Annotated in this window: 25 protein-coding genes and 1 other annotated feature; of the genes, 1 reads left to right on the forward strand and 24 read right to left on the reverse strand. The window is 44.7% G+C overall.

Features of this window, described 5'->3' with window-relative positions; genetic code table 11:
* Positions 1-19 precede the first annotated feature (19 nt).
* Positions 20-276, reverse strand: a binding site (T-box leader).
* 77 nt (positions 277-353) lie between these two features.
* Positions 354-683, reverse strand: coding sequence for a four-helix bundle copper-binding protein (locus tag G9G53_RS10745; RefSeq protein WP_165147526.1), 330 nt, complete (start codon positions 681-683; stop codon positions 354-356).
* A gap of 261 nt (positions 684-944) precedes the next feature.
* On the opposite strand from G9G53_RS10745, the gene G9G53_RS10750 reads away from it, so the two are divergent.
* Positions 945-1,460 (forward strand): MogA/MoaB family molybdenum cofactor biosynthesis protein, encoded by a 516-nt coding sequence (locus G9G53_RS10750; protein ID WP_029517048.1) that lies wholly within the window; start codon positions 945-947, stop codon positions 1,458-1,460.
* 66 nt (positions 1,461-1,526) lie between these two features.
* Here G9G53_RS10750 and G9G53_RS10755 read toward each other — a convergent pair whose 3' ends face one another.
* The 23 genes from G9G53_RS10755 to yfmH all read right to left on the reverse strand — a co-directional run bounded on the left by G9G53_RS10755 (position 1,527) and on the right by yfmH (position 23,739).
* A complete protein-coding gene (locus tag G9G53_RS10755; protein ID WP_165147529.1) occupies positions 1,527-2,990 on the reverse strand; it encodes a nicotinate phosphoribosyltransferase in 1,464 nt (487 codons plus the stop codon).
* 118 nt (positions 2,991-3,108) lie between these two features.
* Positions 3,109-3,675: a cysteine hydrolase family protein gene (locus tag G9G53_RS10760; RefSeq protein ID WP_165147532.1), complete on the reverse strand. Its 567-nt coding sequence runs from the start codon at positions 3,673-3,675 to the stop codon at positions 3,109-3,111.
* Positions 3,676-3,742: 67 nt separating this feature from the next.
* A complete protein-coding gene (locus tag G9G53_RS10765; protein WP_023988247.1) occupies positions 3,743-4,531 on the reverse strand; it encodes an NUDIX domain-containing protein in 789 nt (262 codons plus the stop codon).
* Between the two features lie 65 nt (positions 4,532-4,596).
* Positions 4,597-5,019, reverse strand: coding sequence for a PaaI family thioesterase (locus G9G53_RS10770; RefSeq protein WP_025719091.1), 423 nt, complete (start codon positions 5,017-5,019; stop codon positions 4,597-4,599).
* A 122-nt stretch (positions 5,020-5,141) separates the two neighbouring features.
* Positions 5,142-5,594 (reverse strand): RicAFT regulatory complex protein RicA family protein, encoded by a 453-nt coding sequence (locus G9G53_RS10775; RefSeq protein WP_165147535.1) that lies wholly within the window; start codon positions 5,592-5,594, stop codon positions 5,142-5,144.
* A gap of 81 nt (positions 5,595-5,675) precedes the next feature.
* Complete coding sequence (gene miaB / locus G9G53_RS10780) at positions 5,676-7,229, reverse strand: tRNA (N6-isopentenyl adenosine(37)-C2)-methylthiotransferase MiaB (protein WP_165147538.1); 1,554 nt, start codon at positions 7,227-7,229, stop codon at positions 5,676-5,678.
* A 295-nt stretch (positions 7,230-7,524) separates the two neighbouring features.
* Positions 7,525-8,097 (reverse strand): phosphate propanoyltransferase, encoded by a 573-nt coding sequence (gene pduL, locus G9G53_RS10785; RefSeq protein ID WP_013309962.1) that lies wholly within the window; start codon positions 8,095-8,097, stop codon positions 7,525-7,527.
* Between the two features lie 142 nt (positions 8,098-8,239).
* The gene (locus G9G53_RS10790) at positions 8,240-9,328 is read right to left on the reverse strand and encodes a low temperature requirement protein A (RefSeq protein ID WP_165147541.1); all 1,089 of its coding nucleotides are present in this window, start codon (positions 9,326-9,328) and stop codon (positions 8,240-8,242) included.
* A 177-nt stretch (positions 9,329-9,505) separates the two neighbouring features.
* A complete protein-coding gene (locus G9G53_RS10795; protein ID WP_165147544.1) occupies positions 9,506-10,585 on the reverse strand; it encodes a dipeptidase in 1,080 nt (359 codons plus the stop codon).
* 121 nt (positions 10,586-10,706) lie between these two features.
* Positions 10,707-10,967, reverse strand: coding sequence for a stage V sporulation protein S (locus G9G53_RS10800; protein ID WP_007430104.1), 261 nt, complete (start codon positions 10,965-10,967; stop codon positions 10,707-10,709).
* Positions 10,968-11,096: 129 nt separating this feature from the next.
* Positions 11,097-11,891 carry a TIGR00282 family metallophosphoesterase gene (locus G9G53_RS10805; RefSeq protein WP_013309959.1) on the reverse strand — a complete coding sequence of 265 codons (795 nt, stop codon included), beginning with the start codon at positions 11,889-11,891 and terminating at the stop codon, positions 11,097-11,099.
* 77 nt (positions 11,892-11,968) lie between these two features.
* The gene (rny, locus tag G9G53_RS10810) at positions 11,969-13,513 is read right to left on the reverse strand and encodes a ribonuclease Y (protein WP_013309958.1); all 1,545 of its coding nucleotides are present in this window, start codon (positions 13,511-13,513) and stop codon (positions 11,969-11,971) included.
* Positions 13,514-13,887: 374 nt separating this feature from the next.
* Positions 13,888-14,637, reverse strand: coding sequence for a regulatory protein RecX (locus G9G53_RS10815; RefSeq protein WP_069011415.1), 750 nt, complete (start codon positions 14,635-14,637; stop codon positions 13,888-13,890).
* 195 nt (positions 14,638-14,832) lie between these two features.
* Positions 14,833-15,894, reverse strand: a complete 1,062-nt coding sequence (recA, locus tag G9G53_RS10820) for a recombinase RecA (protein ID WP_023988239.1) — start codon at positions 15,892-15,894, stop codon at positions 14,833-14,835.
* A 241-nt stretch (positions 15,895-16,135) separates the two neighbouring features.
* Positions 16,136-17,404, reverse strand: coding sequence for a competence/damage-inducible protein A (locus G9G53_RS10825; RefSeq protein ID WP_039273576.1), 1,269 nt, complete (start codon positions 17,402-17,404; stop codon positions 16,136-16,138).
* A gap of 95 nt (positions 17,405-17,499) precedes the next feature.
* Complete coding sequence (pgsA, locus tag G9G53_RS10830; protein WP_013309954.1) at positions 17,500-18,087, reverse strand: CDP-diacylglycerol--glycerol-3-phosphate 3-phosphatidyltransferase; 588 nt, start codon at positions 18,085-18,087, stop codon at positions 17,500-17,502.
* A 209-nt stretch (positions 18,088-18,296) separates the two neighbouring features.
* A complete protein-coding gene (locus G9G53_RS10835; protein WP_013309953.1) occupies positions 18,297-18,788 on the reverse strand; it encodes a YajQ family cyclic di-GMP-binding protein in 492 nt (163 codons plus the stop codon).
* Between the two features lie 144 nt (positions 18,789-18,932).
* A complete protein-coding gene (locus tag G9G53_RS10840; RefSeq protein WP_023988236.1) occupies positions 18,933-19,097 on the reverse strand; it encodes a hypothetical protein in 165 nt (54 codons plus the stop codon).
* An 84-nt stretch (positions 19,098-19,181) separates the two neighbouring features.
* Entirely contained in the window at positions 19,182-20,282 is a 1,101-nt protein-coding gene (locus G9G53_RS10845) for a RodZ domain-containing protein (RefSeq protein WP_029517040.1), read from the reverse strand.
* A gap of 30 nt (positions 20,283-20,312) precedes the next feature.
* Positions 20,313-21,086, reverse strand: a complete 774-nt coding sequence (locus G9G53_RS10850; protein ID WP_013370747.1) for a DUF3388 domain-containing protein — start codon at positions 21,084-21,086, stop codon at positions 20,313-20,315.
* A 227-nt stretch (positions 21,087-21,313) separates the two neighbouring features.
* The gene (locus G9G53_RS10855; protein ID WP_013309950.1) at positions 21,314-21,568 is read right to left on the reverse strand and encodes a DUF3243 domain-containing protein; all 255 of its coding nucleotides are present in this window, start codon (positions 21,566-21,568) and stop codon (positions 21,314-21,316) included.
* 102 nt (positions 21,569-21,670) lie between these two features.
* Positions 21,671-22,438, reverse strand: a complete 768-nt coding sequence (gene ymfI, locus G9G53_RS10860; RefSeq protein ID WP_029517039.1) for an elongation factor P 5-aminopentanone reductase — start codon at positions 22,436-22,438, stop codon at positions 21,671-21,673.
* A gap of 20 nt (positions 22,439-22,458) precedes the next feature.
* On the reverse strand, positions 22,459-23,739 hold the full coding sequence (gene yfmH / locus G9G53_RS10865) for an EF-P 5-aminopentanol modification-associated protein YfmH (RefSeq protein WP_165147547.1): 1,281 nt from the start codon (positions 23,737-23,739) through the stop codon (positions 22,459-22,461).
* Positions 23,740-23,741: the final 2 nt, after the last annotated feature.

Consider the following 23,741-nt stretch of genomic DNA (forward strand, 5'->3'; position numbering starts at 1 on the left):
CCCCGCCTCTTGAAATCATTCAAGAGACGAGAACTTCAATATCCCGCGGTACCACTCTTCGTAAATCGGTTGTGCAGCTAAAGCTAACTACACAAATCGCGATTTCACTCCAATGACTAATAACGGTGTCTGCCGGGCTGATCTACTAGAAGTTCTGCTCGTTGGATCAACCGTCTCCCGGGTGCGCTTCACATCGGACCTCATACCGGCTTCCACCTCTTCCGGCTCGCTGTAATGATACGGCTCAGCTGCTACTCTCCCGTTCCGTGACGTTAATTCCATTCATTATACAAACCTATTCAGTAGAAAGCAACCTATTATTTCCTCTTCAGGCACTAGTTCCATATATGTAATTACACTGCCACCAATTGGCGGCATGCCTGAACGCAACGACGGCAGGCTTCTGCACAATGTTTACAATGATCATGGGAATGCTTGCTGCATTCAGCAGCACATACCTCACAGGCGTTGGCGCACAGCTCACAGATTTGCTCGGCAAAATCCGTTCCACGCTGCAGCATTTGGGCAGCAAATCCGCATATTTCTGCACATTCCCTACTCACTCGAATACATTCACGCAGCATAGCTAAATCATATTCCTTCAAACTCGCTACGTAACATACATTGCAAGCGTTCATACATTCCAGGCAAGCATCCACGCATTGTTGGTATGAATGATTCATATTACATTACCTCCCAGTTGTTGACCCTGCTGTACTATTACCCGCTGTCCCTTGAGGTTAACCATTTGATGTGCGCGCTTTCAATAAAACAAAACAATATAATCCCGACTTATGTAAGGAAGTGTACTATATTCCAGTGTGCAAATGCAAGGATATTAATCACATAGATTTTTAGCCCCTGTTTCTGACTTGCATACGCTCAGTCATTGCTCTATTGTAAAAAGTGTATGTCTAACCGCCGATCAAGGAGTGAACATTTTAATGAATATGTCTTCTGTAGAGGAACACCGTCAGGAATCCCCCCAACAAGTGAATTGCATGGTCGTGACTGTCTCGGACACACGCACCGTGGAAACAGATACTGGGGGACGACTGCTCATGGATCTACTAGAAACCAATGGATATACAGTTGTTCGATATGTCATCGTCAAGGATGACTACGAAGGTATTCAGCAGTTAGTATCCGAAGCAGCGGCACAGGATGACATCGAGGCTGTTCTTTTGACAGGTGGTACCGGTATTTCTCCACGTGATACTACATATGAAGCTGTCTCTTCTCTACTGGATAAGGAACTACCTGGCTTTGGGGAAATCTTCCGTTATTTAAGCTTTGCTGAGGACATTGGTTCAGCAGCTATCTTAAGCCGGGCTGTAGCTGGCACTGTGGGCCAGACAGCTGTATTTTCTATGCCTGGTTCACGCGGAGCCGTTCGTTTGGCAATGGAACGCATTATTGTCCCTGAGCTACGACATGTGATGAGAGAAATTTATAAATAAGCTCCTATTTCCTACATGCTCCAACACAAAGAGGCACCCCATGCATTCATGAGGTGCCTCTTCCAACTATTCTTTTTCTTCAACTTCGGGCTGCATATAACTGTCGATCAGCTTTTGCTTTAGCTCCCATACCTTCTCGCTCAGATTTACACGATAAATTTCAGGGTTCAGCTTCCGCAAATATTCTGGCCAGAACAGTTTTAACTGTGAAGTATGGTAGGCTCGAATTTCATCCAGCTCGGGAAGCTCATATACCTTCTGTCCATCTATAAAAATAGGCTCAAGCATCGGCACGGCTTCGTAATTTTCTACATACTTCTTCATATACGGATGCAAAGGGTTAAACAGCTTCAGGCGCTTACCATTACGCGGACGCTCTTCATCCGGAAAAGAAATATAATCGGCTACAGCTCTCCCTTTCTTCTTATCCACAATGCGATATACATCCTTTTTGCCTGGTGTGGATACTTTTTCTGGATTCCCCGAGATCTTGATCGTCGGCAACATTTCGCCATCCACTTCACGTTCAACTAGCTTGTATACCCCGCCAAGCGATGGTTGATCTGAAGCCGTAATAAGCTGTGTTCCTACACCCCATACATCAATACGTGCCCCTTGGGCTTTCAGGTTAAAAATCGTATTTTCATCCAAATCATTGGAAGCTACAATTTGTACGTAATCCAAACCTTCAGCATCGAGCATTTCCCGCGCCTGAATGGATAGATAAGCCAAGTCACCGCTATCCAGACGAATTGCATTCATACGCTTACCCTGACTCTCCAGCATTTTTGCTGTCCGAATCGCATGAGGAACACCGCTTTCCAGCGTGTCAAAGGTGTCTACCAGCAGTGTAACCTGATCTGGCAATACTTTCGCATACACGTCAAACGCCTCCTGCTCCGTCATAAAGGTCTGCACCCATGAATGGGCATGTGTCCCCTTCGTCGGGATTCCAAAATGTTCGCCTGCCAGCATATTAGAAGTCGCGTCAAAACCAGCCACATAAGCTGCTCGTGCTCCCCAAATCGCTGCATCTGCTTCCTGCGCACGCCGTGTTCCAAATTCGAGCAGTGTATCATCACTTGCCACCTGCTTGATGCGCGATGCCTTTGTCGCAATAAGCGTCTGGTAGTTCATAAAATTCAGCAATGCCGTTTCGACAAGCTGCGTTTCCATAATCGTTCCTTCAACACGTACCAAAGGCTCGTTAGGAAAAACAAGGGCCCCTTCTTTCATCGAATGGACCGTTCCACCAAACTTAAACTGGCGAAGCGCCTCCATGAACATGGGATCGTACTTCTCCTCCTGTTCAGACAGGTAGCGAATGTCCTCTTCTGTAAACCGCAAATTTGCAATATAATTCACAATGCGTTCCAGACCCGCGAACACGGCATATCCATTACCAAAAGGGAGTTTACGAAAATACGCCTCGAACACAGCTTTACGCTGGTGACTTCCGTTCACCCAGTGGGCGTACATCATATTAATCTGATATTTATCTGTATGTAATGCGAGGCTCGTTGACTGCATTGTAATCATCCTCTCTGACTGTCTCCAGGTTTGTGGCGCTACCGCCTCATCTGCCCAGATTCAGCAATATCCGGCTCCATTTTGTTATCGGACATTGGTACACAATCGTTAAGTTATTTTACTTCTTCTGGCGTAAAACCGTATCCTCAGCCGATCGTACCGCGGCTCCAAGACTTCCCTCAAAATGACCCAAAGCCCAATCATGTCCAGCTTGATTAAAGCTCGCCACAGCGTCCTTGTATACAGTAATAGCAAAACCTTTGTTATAAGCATCTACAGCCGTATGCAGTACACATATATCCGTACACACACCAATCAGATGAACTTCCACAATACCACGTTCACGCAGCCTGAGTTCCAGATCTGTGCCCGCAAAAGCACTATACCGTGTTTTATCCAACCAGTTGATAAGATCACTTTGTTGCTCATAGAGGCTATGAAGCTTGCCATACAAATGTCGTCCGTTGGTTCCACGTATATTATGTGGAGGAAACAGCTTGCTCTCTGGATGATAAAGGTCGTTCTCCTCATGCAAATCCACAGCCATGACGACAAAGTCCCCTTGATCTACATATGCCTGCGTAATTGCTGCGATCCGTTCATCCAACTCAATCGCAGGTTGTCCTACAGGCAAACTACCGTCCACAAAATCTTTCGTGTAATCAATCACAATTAGTGCCTGCATCGTACGGTCAGCTCCTTATCCTCAAAGTGAAATTGTACGTTCTATGCGTAACCTATTACATTAGACGTTACGTGTAGATAGATAAACGTGGTACTCTGTCACTAAAACGGTACAACTGTGCCGGTCTTTGTGAATACTGGTTGGAACTGAGCGGTTTGCCGTTCTCATCACGCACCTCTTCCAGAATTCCCTGTCTGCTACGAGTCGATGTTATTTTGCGAATAAAGTTTGGCTCTTCGAAGTCCGGTACGACACTCTGTATCACCTGATATAATTCACCCAGTGTAAAATGTAGCGGTAAAAACTGTTTGGCGATCGTCGTCTGAAGCATCTGCAACTGAATTTTGCGATAAGCATCTACTATGATATCCCGGTGATCGAATGCCAGTTCCAATTCCTCCAACGCTTCGCGGATTGTGAATAGCCCGACCTCGGAAGCATCATCGGCCGCCTGACGCTGTTCCAACATCCATTCTTCTACCAGCGCAAAAAATGCATGCGATATGATCCAGCCGCGCGGATCACGTCCCGGTCCACTATATACACCCAAATACTCTAGATGCCCGCCGTCCACACCCGTTTCCTCTAACAGTTCCCGCTTGGCAGCTCCATACATGGATTCATCTTCCTGACAAAACCCTCCAGGCAACGCCCACCGTCCTGCAAACGGCCAACTGCGGCGCTTGATGAGCATCACTTTCAGCTCCCGAATCGGCAATGTCTTTGTTACCGTCTTGCGCTCCCGCTTCGTTAAGGTAAACATAACGATATCCGCCGGAGCTCCATCTGGAGTGCGGTATTTCTTAATGTTATACGACGCCTTTTGCGCCTCTTCGTTTATACGATTGCTATCCATTGGCATCACCATATTATATCGTTTTGATAAATTCATTATGACATAATAAAAATTTTTGTCAAGCGTCAGGCCTTGCCTGAATCACTTGCTTGTGTACGTAATACTCGGAAGGTTGCTGTAGATGTAGACCCGAGTGTGCCTTCACTATCCCTTACTTCCGCCTCAGTGGTTATAGTCCGACCTCCCTGATGAAGAATCCGCGCCCTAACCTCCAGTCGGCCTTGCCTCATGGCTGACAAGAAATGAACATTTAGGTTCGTCGTTACACATGGATCCATATTTCGTGAAGCCATACTGACCATCCCCATCGCCTGATCCATCAATGAAGTAAGCACACCCCCATGGACAATCCCCATCACATTGGTATGCTCTTGTTTGGCTTCCAAAGCGATCTGTACCTCGTTTGCATCAGCTGCAATCAGCTCACACCCTAAATACTCCCAAAAAGTATTATTTTCGCCCTCTAGCATCTTACCCAACTTATCCATTCCCTTGCTTCCATCCCTTCTATGTTGTCCCATTTCTCTTGATGTCTTATAAACATATACGATGGCAAATTGCTTTCGAAAAAAAGGCGTGGAAGCTACGCCTCCACACCATAAATTTCATTCTAATCACTGCAATTCGACGAGGAAGTACTTTTTCCCTCTTCAACGTTCACCTTCTCAGCAACGGTATCACGGATCGCCATGATCACCATTTGCAGTAGCTCATTAATTTCCACCTGACTCTGCTGAAACTCCGTTACAATTGGAATACCGTCAAGTTCTTCCTGTAGCTCCTGTAGCTCGGCCTCGATTTTGGCAATCATTTTTTGATTTTTTAAGGATTCAAATGCAACAATTTCCTTTTGCTTCTTTTTCATCGTTGCAATCAGTTGCTGGATTCGCCCATGATCCTGAATCTTTTCTTCTGCTTTCCGGAATACCTGTACTTCCTCACTGCTACCCAAAATACCTGCTAATTCTTTGGCTTTTGCCAATATCATTTCGCGATTGACCAAATGATCATTCTGGCGCGCCGCCGATTGAAGTTCTGTTTGTTGCAACCGCTCCTCTGTCATTGTCCATCGCTCCTTTTCTCACTTAGACGGCCTAGCACACAGCCCTTTACCAGACCGCACGCAACCCGCTAGAATATTCTTTTATCCGTTAACTGCTACAGCCGTTTCAACCAGATCACCTTTGATGTAAAAGGTCATAGGTTCCGTAATTTTCACTTGAACAAAGGAACCAATCAGGTCCTGAGAACCCTCAAAATGTACAAGCTTATTGGAACGGGTCCGACCGGCAAGCACTTTGCTGTCATTTTTGCTCTCGCCTTCCACCAACACTTCAACCACTTCGCCACGCAATCGACTATTAAAGCGAAGGCTGTTTTGGTTCACAGCAATGTTCAGACGCCGGAGACGCTCTTTTTTGACCGACATAGGCACATTATCTTCCATCGAAGCAGCTGGCGTACCTTCACGTGGTGAATAAATGAATGTGTAGGCAAAGTCATAGCCCACTTCACGCACCAAAGATAGAGTATCTTCAAACTGCTCGTCTGTTTCGCCCGGGAAACCTACAATGATATCCGTTGTCAGAGAAACATGCGGAACAGCTGCTTTAATCTTCGCTGCCAGTTCCAGAACACGCTCACGGGTATATTTTCGGTTCATTTTCTTCAATATATCCGTATTACCGGATTGAACAGGGAGATGGATATGCTCCACCAAATTGCCACCCTTACCGAGCACTTCTACCAAATGGTCATCAAAATCACGTGGATGTGATGTTGTAAAACGTACACGCGGGATATTGATTTTGCGCATATCATCCATCAGATCCCCGAATCTGTAATTCAAATCTTTCAAATCCTTACCATAAGCGTTAACATTCTGCCCCAGTAAGGTGATTTCTTTAAAACCTTGACGTGCCAAATCCCGTACTTCACCGATAACATCCTCTGGACGACGGCTTCTTTCCTTACCACGTGTAAAGGGAACAATGCAATAGGTGCAAAATTTATCACAGCCGTACATAATGTTCACCCAAGCCCGCATACCCTCGCGCTTCTTCGGCAAGTTTTCGATAATGTCGCCTTCCTTAGACCACACTTCGACCACCATTTCTTTGCTAAAGAGTGCTTCCTTGACGAGCTGAGGCAGACGATGAATATTATGGGTACCAAAAATCATATCGACAAAACCGTGTTTTTGCATAATCCGGTTAACGACGTTCTCTTCCTGTGACATGCAGCCACACACGCCGAGCAGCAGTCCTGGCTTTTCTGTTTTGAGATGCTTGAGGTGACCCAGCTCGCCAAACACTTTATCCTCCGCATTTTCACGGATAGCACAAGTGTTTAGTAAAATGATGTCTGCTTCCTTCCGATCCTCGGTTGATTGGTAGCCCATTTGTTCCAGCAAACCTTTTATGGTTTCGGAATCATGCTCGTTCATTTGGCAACCAAATGTGTATACGATATAATGCTTTCCCTCACCGATATGCTTTAGCTCATCCGGGACTGCGTTATCATATAATACCTGTACATCCTCTTTACCGCGTTGCTTTTCTTTTCTATGGTTCGGCTCCGCCATAATGTTGATTTCACGTCCGCGAATACGGATCTTTTTGCTATGCTCATCTTCAGAAATAATCTTCGCATCCGAGAAATCAAAATATTTGGAGTAATCTTTTGTTTTCTTTTCCATTCCTTAGTCACTCCTTACACCATCTATTTCACGAGCTAATTTGTGATTTTACTGTATCTTTAGGCATGGGTAAATTTATTTTAAGTTCTAAAAAACCTTTAAAAAAGGCATTACACTAAATTATAGCATGATTTATAGGCCATCGCCATAGATCAACCGCAGATACCATTGAAAAGTGAACTCATGTTCTTTTTGTACATAAGTGAAGTATTTGTGAATTATATAGTATGTAAAAAGCCCGATTCTTTTGCAAGAATCGGACTCTTTAAGCCTTCCGGCATTTAAATCGTGTATATTAGTCTACGATTTCAGCGTTGTCACCGTTTTTCACACCGGCACCGTTCGCTTCATCTGTATCAATGTGCATATCCAAAGCAAAAGAATCGGACACACGTGCAAGAACATTTTCAAATACAAGACCACGTTCGCCGCCAACACGTACTTTCAGCAACTGCTTGTCCTTAATGTCCCATTTAGCTGCATCAGATGTATGGAAATGAATATGGCGGGCTGCTACAATCACGCCTTCTTGCAGTTCCACTTCACCAGCTGGTCCTTTTACTGTGATTCCTGGTGTACCATCAATGCTACCCGATTCGCGTACAGGTGCTTTTACACCAATAGCAAAGGAATCAGTGCGAGAAATTTCCAACTGGGAAGCGGGACGAGCAGGTCCCAAAATGCGAACCTTATCAAATTGGCCCTTAGAACCAATTACAGCTACCGTTTCATTTGCGGCAAATTGTCCTGGTTGGGACAAAGGTTTAAATTCGGTTAATTGATAGCCTGCTCCGAACAAAATTTCAATATGCTCTTGAGTCAGGTGAATATGACGGGCGGAAACGCCGACAGGTACGATTTTACTCATCGTGTGGTCACTCCTTTTTCTCTATACAATACTTTACACATCCATGCTATTATACTCCTATTTTGCCAAGAAAGAAAAGGAGAGCGTATAAAGTTCCCTTTTTCGCCCCAATCAGCGTTAAATATCATCCCATCCCTATAAATCAAACCGTCGTTTTAGCGAACAGGAGAAAGAAAAGCATGATTTCAGCTACAATGAGATGAGGGGGGACGACAATAAATATATTAAGAATAAACAGGACACAGAGTATTCCAGTTAAGAAAAAAATGATTCTGAGACGAGGTTTAAGATGACTTAATCTGTACTGATGGAATACCAGTAAAACCGACAAAAAGTAAATAAAAACAGAAGCAAAGGTAAAGCAAAGCACAAAAATATAGTCTACTTGTCCCAAAAACAAGAGCTGAATCGAAGCAGCTAGCATGCTAAGGGAAAGATAAATAAACAAATGACCATAAATAATAGTCTGTCCTGCTGATTGTTTTGATTTATCTACGCATTTCTCCATATTCTCAAAATATTGCCACCAGATTCCGATGACTAATACAAAAGCCAAAGCAGCAAATACAACAGAAGAAACCGTAAAATGATCGGATTGTAAAACAGAAAGCATACTTATCACAGATTCGCCAAGCAGAATTAAGGTGAACTGTGCAAAGCGTTCTAAAAGATGCTCCGTATGGATTGGTGTGATCACCAACTTTTTACGGCCAATCAAAGGAACGAGGATATCAACAGCTATACCGGTATATAAAATCAAATATCGAACCCAAGAGTCAAAGAATAAGGAGAAACTAGAGATGACTATTCCAACCCAAAAATAGGTTCCGAAAAAACGAGCTGTTTCCTGTTTATGAGCCGTTTCTTTCGGTGCCGAAAGTAAATATTGAACGACAGTTAAACCTCTTAACCCAATATAGCCAACAAAAAAAGATACGTAATACGCATTAAAATCTATATTCAAGCTGGCAGTCATGATTAACACGAAAAACAATTGCAGAATCATAAAGATTCGATGCGTTATACTGTCTTGACCAAAACGGTTGTTGTAGACAGTTTGCCCCACCCAAGCCCACCATATCGGGATAAAAATCATAATAAACTTTTCCATATGTCCCCACGAGATACTACCATGCTCAACATGTAGTAAAACATGAGTGGCCTTAGAGACAGCAGCTACGAATAGTAAGTCATAAAAGAGCTCAAGCCAGGTAACCTTTTTTATTAACATTGTGTAATGGAGCCCCCTCTGGTATAGCGGTGCAGCATGGTGCACCATCAGTCTCGCTCCATTGTCTGCCGTATTTCTGCAAATATTACTTAAAATATAAGATACTTCTCATTATTTCGTAATCGTTCTCGCTTTGTCAAGAGTGTTCGCAGCCAAAACATCTCCTTAAATAGCTATTTAAGAAGACATTTTAGAAGACATTTTAGAAGGCAGATTCGTTTGCAGGTATTCCAGGGCATGAGCTCCCAGCCATCCTTTGACTAGCTCCTCAGGGTAATGCTTCAGCAGCAGTTCTGCAAAAGCCGGATATTTCCCCGAGTGTTCCAAGCCTTGCACATGGTGCTCGATACCGTCAAAATCAGAGCCAAACATCAAATGCCTTTCGCCCCCTAATGAACAAATATGCTCAATATGCGGTAGCATATCCTCAGCAGTTACTGTACCCTGCTCTTTGAGAAACATGGTGACGAAGGTCAAACCAATCCGTCCGTTACGGGCGATCAGTGCACGAATCTGTTCATCCCGCAGATTACGAGGATGAGCACATCTCGCAAAGACATTCGAATGCGAGGCGATGGGCGGTAGAGTAGCCTCCTCCAGCACCTCCCAGAAGCCCTGTACGGACAGATGTGACACATCTAACAGCAGTCCCAGGTCATTACAGCGATTGACCAAATCGCTCCCCTTGCTAGTCAGCCCGCCACCTCTATGTTCCATAATGCCGTCAGCTGCCCAGTTCGCATAATTCCATGTCAGCCCAATCAATCGTATTCCCATGGCATAGCACAATTCTGCATAAAAAGGGTTCCCTTCCAGCGCATCTACCCCCTCCAGTGAGAGCAATGCCCAAGGTGCCCATGTATGATCCGTCCCATTACCATCCAAATACGTTATCTTTTCCGTGCGCTTCTCTTCTCCTGCCTGCTTTACTTGCTCCTCCTGATGCACTGCGGACGCATTTTTACACATTGCCAAGTCTTCCTTCCACAGCAATGGTCTCAACCCACCGGAGATAGAGGTAACATGCTGCCTGAACAGCTCAATTTGACGAACCACATGCTCAAATCTTGGAGTGCCTAATACCTGTGAAATATATATAGCAAACGTTTGCAACTGCACGTTACCTTCTAGCAAACGTTCTTTTGTGACATCAAGCGATGGATGACTGAAATCGATCTGCGCATCGAGCTGCATTTTACATAACACATCACAATGAAAGTCAACAACTGGCCAATTCACTTTTAGCTTATCATTCATGCATCTTACCTCCATTTATAGATTGAAGCACCACAAATTTATTTTAAAAATCATAGCGACAGACTCAAATGCAAAAAAGCCCGTTTACAAATCGTAAACAGGCTCAGGCAACTTACATTTATTATCTTGGCTCTACAATCAATTTGATCGCGGTCCGATCTTCTCCATCAATAACAATGTCTGTAAAAGCAGGAATACAAATCAAATCCACTCCGCTTGGTGCGACAAATCCCCGGGCAATGGCTACCGCTTTAATGGCTTGGTTTAGTGCACCCGCTCCAATCGCCTGTAATTCTGCATTTCCGCGTTCACGCAGTACTCCTGCGAGTGCGCCTGCAACTGAATTAGGATTGGATTTTGCTGATACTTTTAATACATCCATAGTAAGTACCTCCCCTGGGAATGATGATGGTTTGATTCCACTATTAGATGTTATTCGAGGGTCAGCAAAAAATTCCTGCTTTTTGGTGACAGTTTTCCTTATTCTTTCCTTAAGCAGCTCACAAAAAAGTTAATCCATCCGCCATTCATCTTCTTTGAGTCTGATTTTCTGAATTTTGCGGGCTTTTCCATCGTTATCATTCAGCTCTACGCTGATGGCATGGAAATGCCATTTGCCCATGTCCACTTGAAAACGCACCGGAAGCTGGGTCTGGAATTTCTGTAACACAGCCTCTTTCTGCATTCCAAGCACTCCCTCATAAGGACCTACCATTCCCGCATCTGTCTGATACGCAGTTCCTTGTGGCAAAATTGTATCGTCATTGCTCTGTACATGTGTGTGCGTACCTACCACGATTGAAGCACGTCCATCCAAATGCCAACCCATAGCGATTTTTTCCGAGGTTGCTTCGGCGTGAAAATCAACTAGGATATGTTTATGTTTTTTGCGCAACTCATCGACAATTTCATCTGCTGCACGGAATGGATCGTCAATAGCTGGCAAAAAGGTTCTACCTTGCAGATTAACAATAGCCAGCTCCTTACCTCCACCCTTTACAACGGTATAACCTCGGCCCGGTGTTCCTGGTGGAAAGTTAGCCGGGCGAATGATCCGTGGCTCATCATCTATAAAATCAAATATTTCCTTATTGTCCCAAGTATGATTTCCCATCGTAATCCCATGGACGCCCCAATCAAAAAACTCTCTGGCGATAGCAGGGGTTATGCCTCTTCCCGAAGCTGCATTTTCTCCGTTCACGATAATAACATGCGGATTGTATTTTGATTTGAGCGAAGGAAGGTTTTCCCTCAGTGCCTTTCTGCCTACACTGCCGACGATGTCTCCAATAAATAATACGTTGATAGAAAGCCCTCCCTAGTCTGCCTTACATAAATGAAAAGTGGCCCTACAAACAGCGGCCACTTTTCATTGAAATGCTTTTATTTTGCGTATTCTACCGCACGGGTCTCGCGAATAACAGTAACTTTGATATGTCCCGGATAGTCCAGTTCATTCTCAATCGTTTTCGTAATATCGCGGGCCAGTCGGAATGCTTCCGCATCATCAATTTTCTCTGGCTGTACCATGACACGAACTTCGCGTCCGGCTTGAATCGCGTATGATTTTTCAACGCCTTCAAAAGATTCGGAGATGCGTTCCAGCTTCTCAAGACGACGGATGTACGTCTCTAGCGTTTCACGCCGCGCTCCCGGTCTTGCTGCTGATAGAGCATCTGCCGCCCCAACCAGCATGGCGATCACTGAAGTCGCTTCGCAGTCGCCGTGATGTGAAGCAATGCTGTTGATGACGACCGGGTGTTCCTTGTACTTCTTCGCCAGTTCCACGCCAATTTCAACGTGCGATCCTTCCACTTCGTGATCCAGCGCCTTCCCGATGTCATGCAGCAATCCTGCCCGTCTTGCCAGTACAACGTCTTCGCCCAGTTCCCCGGCCATTAGACCTGTCAAGTATGCAACTTCCATCGAGTGCTTTAATACGTTCTGTCCGTAACTCGTACGGAACTTAAGACGTCCCAAGATCTTGATCAAATCCGGATGCAAGCTATGCACGCCCACCTCAAAGGTGGCCTGCTCACCATATTCACGGATTCGTTCGTCCACCTCTTTACGGGATTTTTCCACCATCTCTTCAATACGAGCCGGATGTATCCGTCCGTCCGCTACGAGCTTTTCAAGCGCAGTACGCGCAATCTCTCTACGAATCGGATCAAATCCGGACAATATAACAGCTTCCGGCGTATCATCAATAATGAGGTCAATTCCTGTAAGGGTTTCAAGTGCACGGATATTACGGCCTTCGCGCCCGATAATCCGGCCTTTCATTTCTTCGTTCGGCAATGTGACAACAGAAACCGTCGTTTCTGCTACATGATCTGCCGCACAGCGTTGGATGGCCAGTGTGATGATTTCACGAGACTTTTTGTCCGCTTCTTCTTTGGCCTGCTGTTCAATTTCTTTAATCATCTGAGCTGTTTCATGACGAACTTCCTGCTCTACGTTGGTCAGAATAATACTTCTTGCATCCTCCATCGTCAGATTGGAAATACGCTCCAACTCAGTTACCTGACTCTTGTAAATCAAATCAATTTGCTGCTGGGTTTCATCGATTCGTTTCTCTTTGTTGGCCACCTGTTCTTCTTTGCGTTCCAGCGATTCCAATTTTTTATCCAGCGATTCTTCTTTTTGCAGCAATCTTCGTTCCTGTCGTTGAATTTCATTGCGACGTTCACGAGTTTCTTTTTCAGCTTCGGCACGGATGCGGTGAATTTCATCTTTCGCTTCCAATACCGTTTCCTTCTTCAGCGCTTCTGCCTCTTTTTTCGCGTTCTCCACGATTTGCGCGGCAGCTTCTTCCGCACTGGAGATCTTAGCTTCTGCAATAGATTTGCGAATAAAATAACCAATCCCGAACCCAAAGAATAACGCGGCTACAGCAACGAGAACGAACCAGATCGCAGTCATCATACTGTTCACCTCCCCGTTGGTTCCTCCAAGGCATTCCTTGGGACTTTTTGCAATTGTCACATTTACTTTGATCGTCAAACTAAGATAACGACACAAGGTCGTTTCATTTCATATGCACATGCTTTCACATGTACAATTCCGCCTGGCATAGCGGCATCACTTGTTATTTGGCGATGAGAACTCACCGGTGGATTCCGCTTTTTTGGAAGGAAAAAGGGCGTTCCACAAGTATCGTTTCATATATATTTTATTATTTGACAAATGGCATTGTCAAGGGAATGCAAACATTAGTAGAGTACCATGCAGCTTTCCATGTAATAACTAGCTCATCCTATCCGTTCATACTAGCCCAAGGTTCAGCAGCCGTTTGGCAATTATTCCTCCCACTGCAACAATTCCTCGTCATCTGAAGCAGCGTCATGCTCGGCCGCAGTGAGGTGATTGACCACTCGGCGTGTCATATCCCCCGAATATCCGCGTCTCATGAGAAAAGGGTAGGTTTTCCTTTTTTTCTCCATTATATCACCACGTACCTGATTCCATTTCTTACGTCCGATCGTCAAAGCACTCTCCCACTCCTCATTATCGGTGATTTCACCTAACGCTTCCCCAATAGAGGCTTTAGAGATGCCTTTCTGACGGAGTTCTTGCCTAACCCACATCTTCCCCTTACGTTGGCTAGTTATACGCTGCCTTGCCCATTGGCGGGCGTACAAATCATCATCCACGAGTTGCTCCCTTTCCAGTCGGACCATTACTTCGTCAATAACAGACTGATCCAGTTCTTTTTGCACCAAACGCTGGGCAATTTCCTGACGTGTGCGAGGCTTTCGCCCCAAATATCGAAGCGCGAGTACATAGGCCTGTTGCTTTTCATCTGCCAGAACAATATCTTCCAGTTCTTTTTTGACGAATGACGTTCCTTTGAACATATTGTACTTGATCATTACATCTTCTAATACAGACAATGAATACGGGCCAAAATGAATGATATAGCGTCCACGTTTGCGTCCCTGTCCCTGCTCTACCCTAGTAATCATCAATTCCTCATGATCCGGAAAAAGAGAAATCTCTTGTTGCTTATTTGCTTCCGCAGAATATTCATCTTCATCGTCCAACTGCAATATGTTTCCCTCACTTTGAAATTCACGAAAGCAGTCTTTGGACAACTGCTACGCAAAAGTTAGATTCCGCTGACAAAGCAGCTTTAATTGATGCAAAAATGCCCTGCACAACTGTGCAGGGCATCAGAATCATGCTATTCAACCGGATTGTGCCATAACCCTGGCTCCAGTTCACAAATCAGGATTCACCAAGCTTTATTCAAGCTCCAACAATTCCTGTTCTTCCTTGGCTTGCTGTGCCAACTCTTCTTCTGTAGGCGGAGCAACCGTCGTAATCAAATTGCTTGCCACCCGAATTTTTTGCTCGATCGTACTAGCAATGTTCGGATTTTCCTTCAAAAATTGCTTCGCATTCTCACGTCCCTGACCAAGGCGCTCACCTTCGTAGGAATACCAAGCTCCACTCTTGTCGACAATGTCATGCTCCGTACCGATATCGATCAAGCTACCTTCTTTGGAAATGCCCTCACCGTACATAATGTCCACTTCAGCCTGACGGAATGGAGGGGCAACTTTATTCTTCACGACTTTAATACGTGTGCGGTTACCCACAATGTCGTTACCCATTTTCAAACTTTCAATACGACGAACATCCAAACGTACCGTAGAGTAAAACTTCAAGGCACGTCCACCTGGTGTTGTTTCAGGGTTACCGAACATAACACCTACTTTTTCACGTAGCTGGTTAATAAAAATAGCAATAGTTTTCGATTTGTTAATGGCTCCAGACAGCTTACGCAATGCCTGCGACATCAGACGTGCTTGAAGACCGACGTGGGAATCTCCCATTTCGCCTTCAATCTCTGCCTTCGGCACAAGTGCCGCTACGGAGTCAACAACTACAATGTCTACTGCTCCACTACGTACAAGGGCTTCGGCAATCTCAAGCGCCTGCTCTCCTGTATCTGGTTGCGATAGTAACAACTCATCAATATTGACACCCAGCTTGCTTGCATACGACGGATCAAGCGCATGCTCGGCGTCGATAAAGGCGGCTTGTCCGCCTGTTTTTTGCACCTCTGCGATAGCGTGAAGAGCTACTGTCGTTTTACCGGATGATTCCGGTCCGTATATTTCAATAACCCGGCCTCTTGGAAAGCCGCCCGTTCCTAACGCAATATCCAAAGCAATCGAACCACTGGGGATCGTTTCCACTTGCATGTGGGTAGACTCACCCAACTTCATAATGGAACCTTTACCAAATTGCTTTTCTATTTGACGGAGCGCCATATCCAGCGCAGCACGACGATCTGACAATAAACTCACATCCTTCATTGTTTGTACTTTAATAATACCTTGTTTTGACACGCTTGCCAAGCATTTTTTCGAACATACATTCGTTTTTTTATTCACACAGCTCTCTTCTGTAATTACACCTGTCTCTTAAAACAAAAAAAGAACCGCTGGCAAAAGGCTTTGCAACGGTTCTTCCGATAAGGTAATTATATCATGAATATCTATCTAAAACAACTCTACGACCCACACTGTACATAAATGATTAAGAGAGTTTCTCGTTCTCTACCAGCCTGCGCCACAATCTGTACAGAATCGCTTTGACTGATCGCAGTCGGATTGTTTCGCGGTTACCACTCAATCTCAGTTCATGTACTTCCGTTTCCTTGTCGCGTTCAGCAATGCCAATATACACTAGACCGACTGGCTTCCGTTCGGAATACCCAGGCCCGGCTACACCAGTAACTGAAAGTCCAAAATCGCTGTCCATGATCATTCTCGCCTGCTCTGCAAGCACAAGGGCCACTTCCTTACTCACTGCACCTGGCGCTTGATCCCCTTCCAAATAATCACAAGGCACGTTGAGTAATTTCATCTTCATTTCATTGGAATAGCACACGATGCCACCTTGAAACATAGTAGCACTGCCAGGTATAGAAGTGAGGTGTTCCATCAGCATTCCACCTGTACAGCTTTCTGCCGCACTCACAGTGAGTCCGCGATTGGCCATTAGATCTACGATAACCTTCTCCAGCGTAACATCTTCGCTTGCATACATAAATTCCGAAAGACGCTGCTGAATTTCTACTTCCGTAGCCGTCAGCTTAATCAATGCTTCACTTTCGCTGGCCGCCTTGGTGGATATACGGATCGTGACTTCCCCTTCCTTGGCATAAGGAGCAATCGTGGGGTCTGTCTGGGATTGGATCAGATCTAACAAACGGGTTTCAAGAGCTGACTCACCAATCCCTGCAAATTTTAGCATTTTTGAATAAATTGGCATTTCCTCACCGCTCAATGCCTGCTGAAGCAACCAAGGTTTGGCCTGGTTTGCAAACATCGGTTTGAGTTCCTTAGGAGGTCCAGGCAAAACTACATAAAATTTACCATCCTGTGCAATTGCGTCGCCCACAGCTAGCCCTGTCTCATTTTCAAGCGGAGTAGCACCTTCAATAGAAAGCGCCTGCCGGCGGTTATTTTCGGTCATTTCTACCCCACGGTTACGAAAAAATTGATCTAGCTTGTCCATTGCAAGACGATCTATGTGCAATTTTCGCCCCAATACAGACGCTATCGCATCTTTCGTCAAATCATCCTGGGTCGGTCCCAGACCGCCAGAAAATAAAATAATATCCGCACGCTTCTGAGCAATTCTTATGGCTTCCTGAAGCCGATCTATGTTATCGCCAACCACAGTCTGAAAATATACATCGATTCCAATTGTAGCCAACTCTTGTGACAAATATTGAGCATTTGTATTCACTATTTGTCCGAGCAATAACTCTGTTCCTACCGCAATTATTTCAGCTTTCATCAATTCTTCCTCCTGTACTGCGAATATGATGGGAATTATATAAAGAAACAGCAATAAGTTTAGTCCCTATTGCTGTTTCCATAAAATTTATACTGTTAAACCTTGGAGGAGCTCAGCAAATGGATATTTTTCACGAAATAATCAATACCCGAATAAATGGTGATCAACACCGCTGCCCATATCGCTATTAAATCAAACGGTATACCAAGAAAAACAAACGGGAAATTATTAATGAGCAGCGCTACTATAGCAACAATCTGAATGATCGTCTTTAATTTGCCCCAATTGCTTGCAGCAACCACAGACCCATCCAGCAAGGCAATCTGACGCAGCCCCGTAACCGCAAACTCACGGCTAACAATCACAACAACAATCCACGAATCAATTTTCCCCATTTCTACCAAGGAAACCAAAATGGCGGTTACCAAAAGCTTATCAGCAAGGGGGTCCAACAGCTTGCCCAAATTGGTGACCATATTATTTTTACGTGCCAAATACCCGTCAAGACCGTCCGTGCTGGCTGCTACAAGGAAAATGATAGCCGCAATCAGCTGATTATACGGCAGCTTGAAAGCTCCGATCTCAATCGGTGGCGGATAAAAATCAAAGTCCACCAGCAAAGCCAGCATCATCACCGGGATAAGGCAAATCCGCGTTATTGTAATTCTGTTGGGTAAATTCACAACACACTCTCCCCTGATTATCGTACTTGATTACAAATGGCAGTTTTCGGATTAAATTCAACCCTATGTAAATCGCTTTCGGCGAGCGCTATACACCTGAATTGTCTGCATTTTCGTTACAAGTATAATATGGCGCAAAACGCATGTCAAAATAACCTGCCGCACATCAAGCAACGTTTTTCCTGCAAAATATATGAGGGAAAACGTCTTTATTTCATGTTTGTAAATTGAAGCTCCAATGGCAAATCAGCTTTACGTAGCAATTGAATGATCGCCTGTAAATCATCCCTGTTTTTCCCGGTCACCCGGATTTGATCACCTTGAATCTGACTTTTAACTTTTAGCTTGGAGTCCCGAATAAGAATGTTAATTTTCTTGGCATTATCCTGATCAATTCCCTGCTTCAGCGAAAGACGCTGACGCACTGAACCTAGAGAAGCGGGTTCCAATTTGCCATACTCCACATTTTTGAGGGACAGACCTCGTTTAGCCATTTTAGACTGCAAAATATCAATCACCGCATTCAGCTTGTATTCGTCTTCCGATGCAATCGTAAGAGCTTCTTTCTCAAGCTTGAGGCTACTTTTGCTATCCTTGAAATCAAATCGTGTTTCAATTTCACGCTCCGTCTGATGAACCGCATTTGTTAACTCCTGCATATCCATTTTGGAGACGATATCAAATGAATTTTCTGAAGCCATCGTTTCACTTTCCTTTCCACAACAAAGTTCAATATCTAATTATAGGCTAGTCATTTACAAAAATCCAATAATCGGTTGACTAAAAAGGCGTTCTTGCCAGTTTTCCTGACAAAAACGCCTTTATTTCATTTACGGTCAAAATATCTAATTATGGCTTCGTGTTGGAGTTCGGAACATATCCAAAAGTCCAAGCACAATGTGAGCAAGACCAAAGCCCAGTATGCCATAGCCCCATGCATTCGGTGTCAGATAATAGCCCAGTAAACTGACAATTATACCGAGCCCAGTCACAATCCAGCTGACGGTCATAACGTATACACCTCACTTTGCGGAAAATGAAATGACTGCCTTTCCAGGAATTACAGTCATTAGTATTTCCTCGCACCAAGGCGTTTATTCACCATTAGTAGTTGTAGAATCTGTACCACTTTGTGCTGAATCCGTACTGCTACCTGTCGTAGAATCTGCAGGTAAACCCGTCACCCCTGCACTCGTTCCGGTCGAAGAGGCTTCTCCTTGCTGTATCAGTACACGAGTAGTCGATTTATTATCTGTTATCGGTTGACCTGCTACGGAAATATCTGTGGCAGAAGACCGCCCTGATTTGATATATAAACCTTCTGGACCAATATCGAAAGACATGGCATCTCCACTTTTAGTCATACCATAACTCAGCTTTTCTCCACGGGAATTTTCTCCCTTGTACACTTCAAGCCAGCTTTCACCCGTAGCTTTAATATCAACCTTGGCTGTGGCTCCCGTTGCACTGGAAACTTTAAAAATCGTCGTCTTGCCTTGCTTGCCGTCCTGTGCCACAGTTACACCTTGTTGTGGAGTAGTCGTATCCGGCTGTTGTCCAGTATTTGGAGTAGTAGCATCCGTATTCCCCGTACCATTTGGCTGAGTTTGCCCGGTTTGCCCCGCACCAGGAGTCTGCCCACCAGCACCATTTGGAGCCGTCGTTTGACCATTGTTCGGCTGTGTCGTAGTGGTATCAGGAGTAGACGTGTTTGGTGTTGTACTCGGTGTTGTACTCGGTGTTGTACTCGGTGTTGTACTTGGTGTAGTAATCGGTGTTGTGTTTTCTGCTGTTTTTGGAGTTGAATGGTTGTTGCTCACCCAATAAGCATAAATAACCCCAACAATGAGAACTAGAAAAAGCCACATTAACGCTGTAGGCAACCATTTAAGATTACCAATCGTGGCGGGACGGCTGGAGCGTTTCTGTGTAACAGGCTCCATGACTGCTTCCGGTTCAGGTTCAGGCACATTGCTTTGATGCCCTTCCAGAATCTCATCAGGATTCAACCCGACCGTTTCAGCGTATGTTTTAATAAAAGCTCTGACATAAAAGCTTCCCGGCAGCACTTTGTAATCGCCCGTCTCAATGGCTTCCAGATAACGTTTGCGTATCTTCGTCATTTCCTGAACATCGTCAAGGCTCAATCCTTTTTGCAGCCGGGCCTCCTTTAATTGCTGACCCAGTTCTGACATGTCATCATCTCCTTGTGTAATTACGCTTATTTAAAGATCTTCTGTATAACTGGCTGTAAAGGTATCATAAATAATTTCCTCAGCCGGATTATTGCGAAGTTCAATAATGATATTGAAATCGTCAAAGCTGTATCCCGACTCACGTACAAATACATCAGGATGCTCAATCACTTTAGTACTTGGCATGCTCATAATTTCCTGAAGCAGGTGATAATGTCTTTCATTTGACCGAATTGTACTCACAATACCATCAATAATAAACACATTGTTTGGGTTCATTTCTTCTTCAGAGAGCTGACTGCGTACCGTCTGTCGTAGTAGCGTCGAAGATACAAAAGTCCAACGCTTCATTGCGCATACACTACTGGCAATAATGGATTCCGTTTTGCCCACACGTGGCATCCCGCGAAGACCGATCACCTGATTGCCGTCCCTCTTTAATACTTCACCCAAAAAATCGACCAGCAACCCAAGCTCATCGCGTGTAAAGCGAAATGTTTTACGATCATCCGAATCCCGATCGATGTAACGGCCATGTCTTACTGCCAATATATCAACCAGTCTCGGAGCACGTAAGGCCGTGACTGTAATGTTGCTCGCTTTTTTTAACGTGTCTCCGAGAATACGTATCTTCTCATCATCGTCTGTTTCAAGCAACATTCCCCGTCTTTCACCTTCAACACCGTTGATCGTCAGTATATTAACCCCCAGAATACCAAGCATGGAAGCAATGTCTCCCAGCAGTCCGGGTCGATTTTTATGTATCTTGTACTCCATGTACCACTGTTTCGTTTCTTCCGTCACGTTAGCACCTCATTCACATTCAAACCGTCAACAACTCCAAATCAAAGCATTATTGTATCATAAAATAACATCTTTCGACAAAACCAATTATTGAAATTTGATAGGCTGCATTGTGTTGTAAGCCTCAATCACGTTTATGATATATAAATTACAATGGAATTACAAGAACAGCTCTGTAACCATTACAGAAAAGCCCCCAAAAGGGAGCTTTTCATGTTGGTTCTTACTTATGCGTTGCTCTTGGCCAATTTAACCATTAGCCGGGCGATGGTGTGACGCTCGTCCTCATCGGCAACTCCCCACAGTTCTTTCAATGCGCGGTTGGAGTGGTTGGCTGGATCGACCTTCTCATCCAGAAAATCACCGATTTCATAAGCAAGCTCTGAAATGGTATCTTGGCTGATTCCCAGCTTCTCCGCTTGCTCTACACGCTGACCGAGGAACTTTTTCCAAACATCAAAATTCTGAACAACTGTTGACATACTTAAATCCTCCTTAGATGATTCAGATTTAAAATCAACAGTTGTAATATGCTCTTCTCAGACGCTTACTATACTGGTGGATTCCTCCAAGCGCTATTTCCCTTAAGTCACCCATCCTCCGTTAGGACTTATGACCTGGCCATTAATATAACCTGACTCAGGAAGCGCAAGAAAATAAACCAGGGATGATATCTCATCAGGTCGAGCCAATCGTCCGGCAGGAATTTCTTCTTCCAAACTGGTAATTTCGCCTTCATCTAAATGATCCAGCATCGACGTATTCACTGCACCTGGAGCTACTGCATTCACTGTCACCCCGGAAGGTGCTACTTCTTGAGCCAGCGCTTTAGTGAAAGCGTTAATGCCTCCCTTCGTGGTGGAATACAACACCTCGCACGAAGCGCCACATATCCCCCACACGGAGGAAACATTCACAATGCGGCCATAGCGTTGGGAAATCATATGTGGCATAAAAACCTGCGTACACAGAAAGGTTCCCTTAACATTGACTGCCATCACTTCGTCCCATTCCTCTTCCGAAACATCTGTCAACAGCCCATAATGAGATAATCCGGCGTTGTTCACAAGAATATCCGGCTTCATCCCGTGATTATCCAGCTTTTCCCGCATGCGTTCGATCTGCTCCTTGCTCCGCAGATCCGCTGACACGGTCATAACCTTGCCCGAATAAGCCATGCAACGACGGGCAACTTCATTTGCTTTTTCATGGGACTTCATGTAGTGAATGACCACATTCATCCCTACAGCTGCAAAACGCTCAGCAATAGCCGCACCAATTCCGCCACTCGCTCCTGTAATCAGCACAGTTGTATCGCCAATCGCTTTTAATTCTCCGCCCTCAGTGGTCATCGTTTCCCTCTCCCTGGACATTACGGACTCACCACTAGTGATATTGCAAGTTGATCCCACTGGATATGATCTTTCAGACGGCGATTTACATCCTCAAGCGTAATACTTTCATAAACCGGAAGCAGTTGGAAAAAATCACTGCCCCGGAAGCGATGTCTTGTAAATTCATGCGCAATATTTTCTGGTGAATTGAGTGTACGCAGATAACCACCGATTTTCTTTTTGCGTGCCCGTTCAAAATGTTCTGCTGCGAAGCCCTGCTTCTGGATGGACTCCACCTCTTCACGTATTCTCGCCAACAGCCGATCCGGGTCTTTGGTATCTCCACCGATTGCGGAAAATGCATATTGCTGCGTACTATTGTACTCATGGCCAAAACTGTCCGAAATCAGATCCTCATCGTAGAGCTTTTGATACAGTTGTGTACTGGAACCAAATAGGAGATCAAGCATCAGCTTGGTTTCCAGATCATGACGAAGCAATTCTTCACCCGTTAAACCTACTTCTGCCTCCTTGAATCCAAACAGTAGCTTTGGCAGAGAAACGGCCAGCTTCACCTCACGACGTGGTTCTGCAACTGTAGTGGGTTCATCGTCGAAAATCCGCTCAATCTCTCCCTGCGGCTTATAGTCCTTTTTGGCCTGATTGTTACGTACCAGCTCTATTACTTCAGCTGGATCCACTCCTCCCACTACAAAAAGAATCATATTGCTTGGGTGGTAGAAAGCTTCATAGCAACTGTACAGCGTTTCCTTTGTAATCGTACTGATGGATTGAATCGTACCTGCGATATCAATATGCACCGGATGGACCTTGTACAACGCCTCGATCAGACCAAAGTAACTCCGCCAATCGGGGTTATCTTCATACATATTGATTTCCTGGCCAATAATGCCTTTTTCCTTCTCTACATTTTCATCTGTAAAGTAAGGATGTTGAACAAAATTGACCAGCGTGGTCAAATTTTCTTGAATACGCTCAGTTGCCGAAAACAGATATACGGTTTGATCAAAGCTCGTAAATGCGTTCGCCGATGCACCATTAGAGGAAAAGGTAGCAAAAATATCTCCTTCAGGCTCTTCAAACATTTTATGCTCCAAAAAATGGGCTATGCCATCCGGCACCTTTACGGGCTGTTGACCTTCTACGCGGAAATGATTATCAACCGAGCCGTATTTAGTCGCAAATGTGGCGTACGTCTTCTGAAAACCCGGTTTGGGCAACACATAAACGTGTAAGCCGTTATCCATTACTTCATAGTACAGCGTTTCCTGCAAATGCTCATAAGGTATATGCTCCACCG

The sequence above is a fragment of the Paenibacillus sp. EKM206P genome (assembly GCF_011066155.1).
In the GTDB taxonomy this organism is placed as follows: domain Bacteria; phylum Bacillota; class Bacilli; order Paenibacillales; family Paenibacillaceae; genus Paenibacillus; species Paenibacillus polymyxa_D.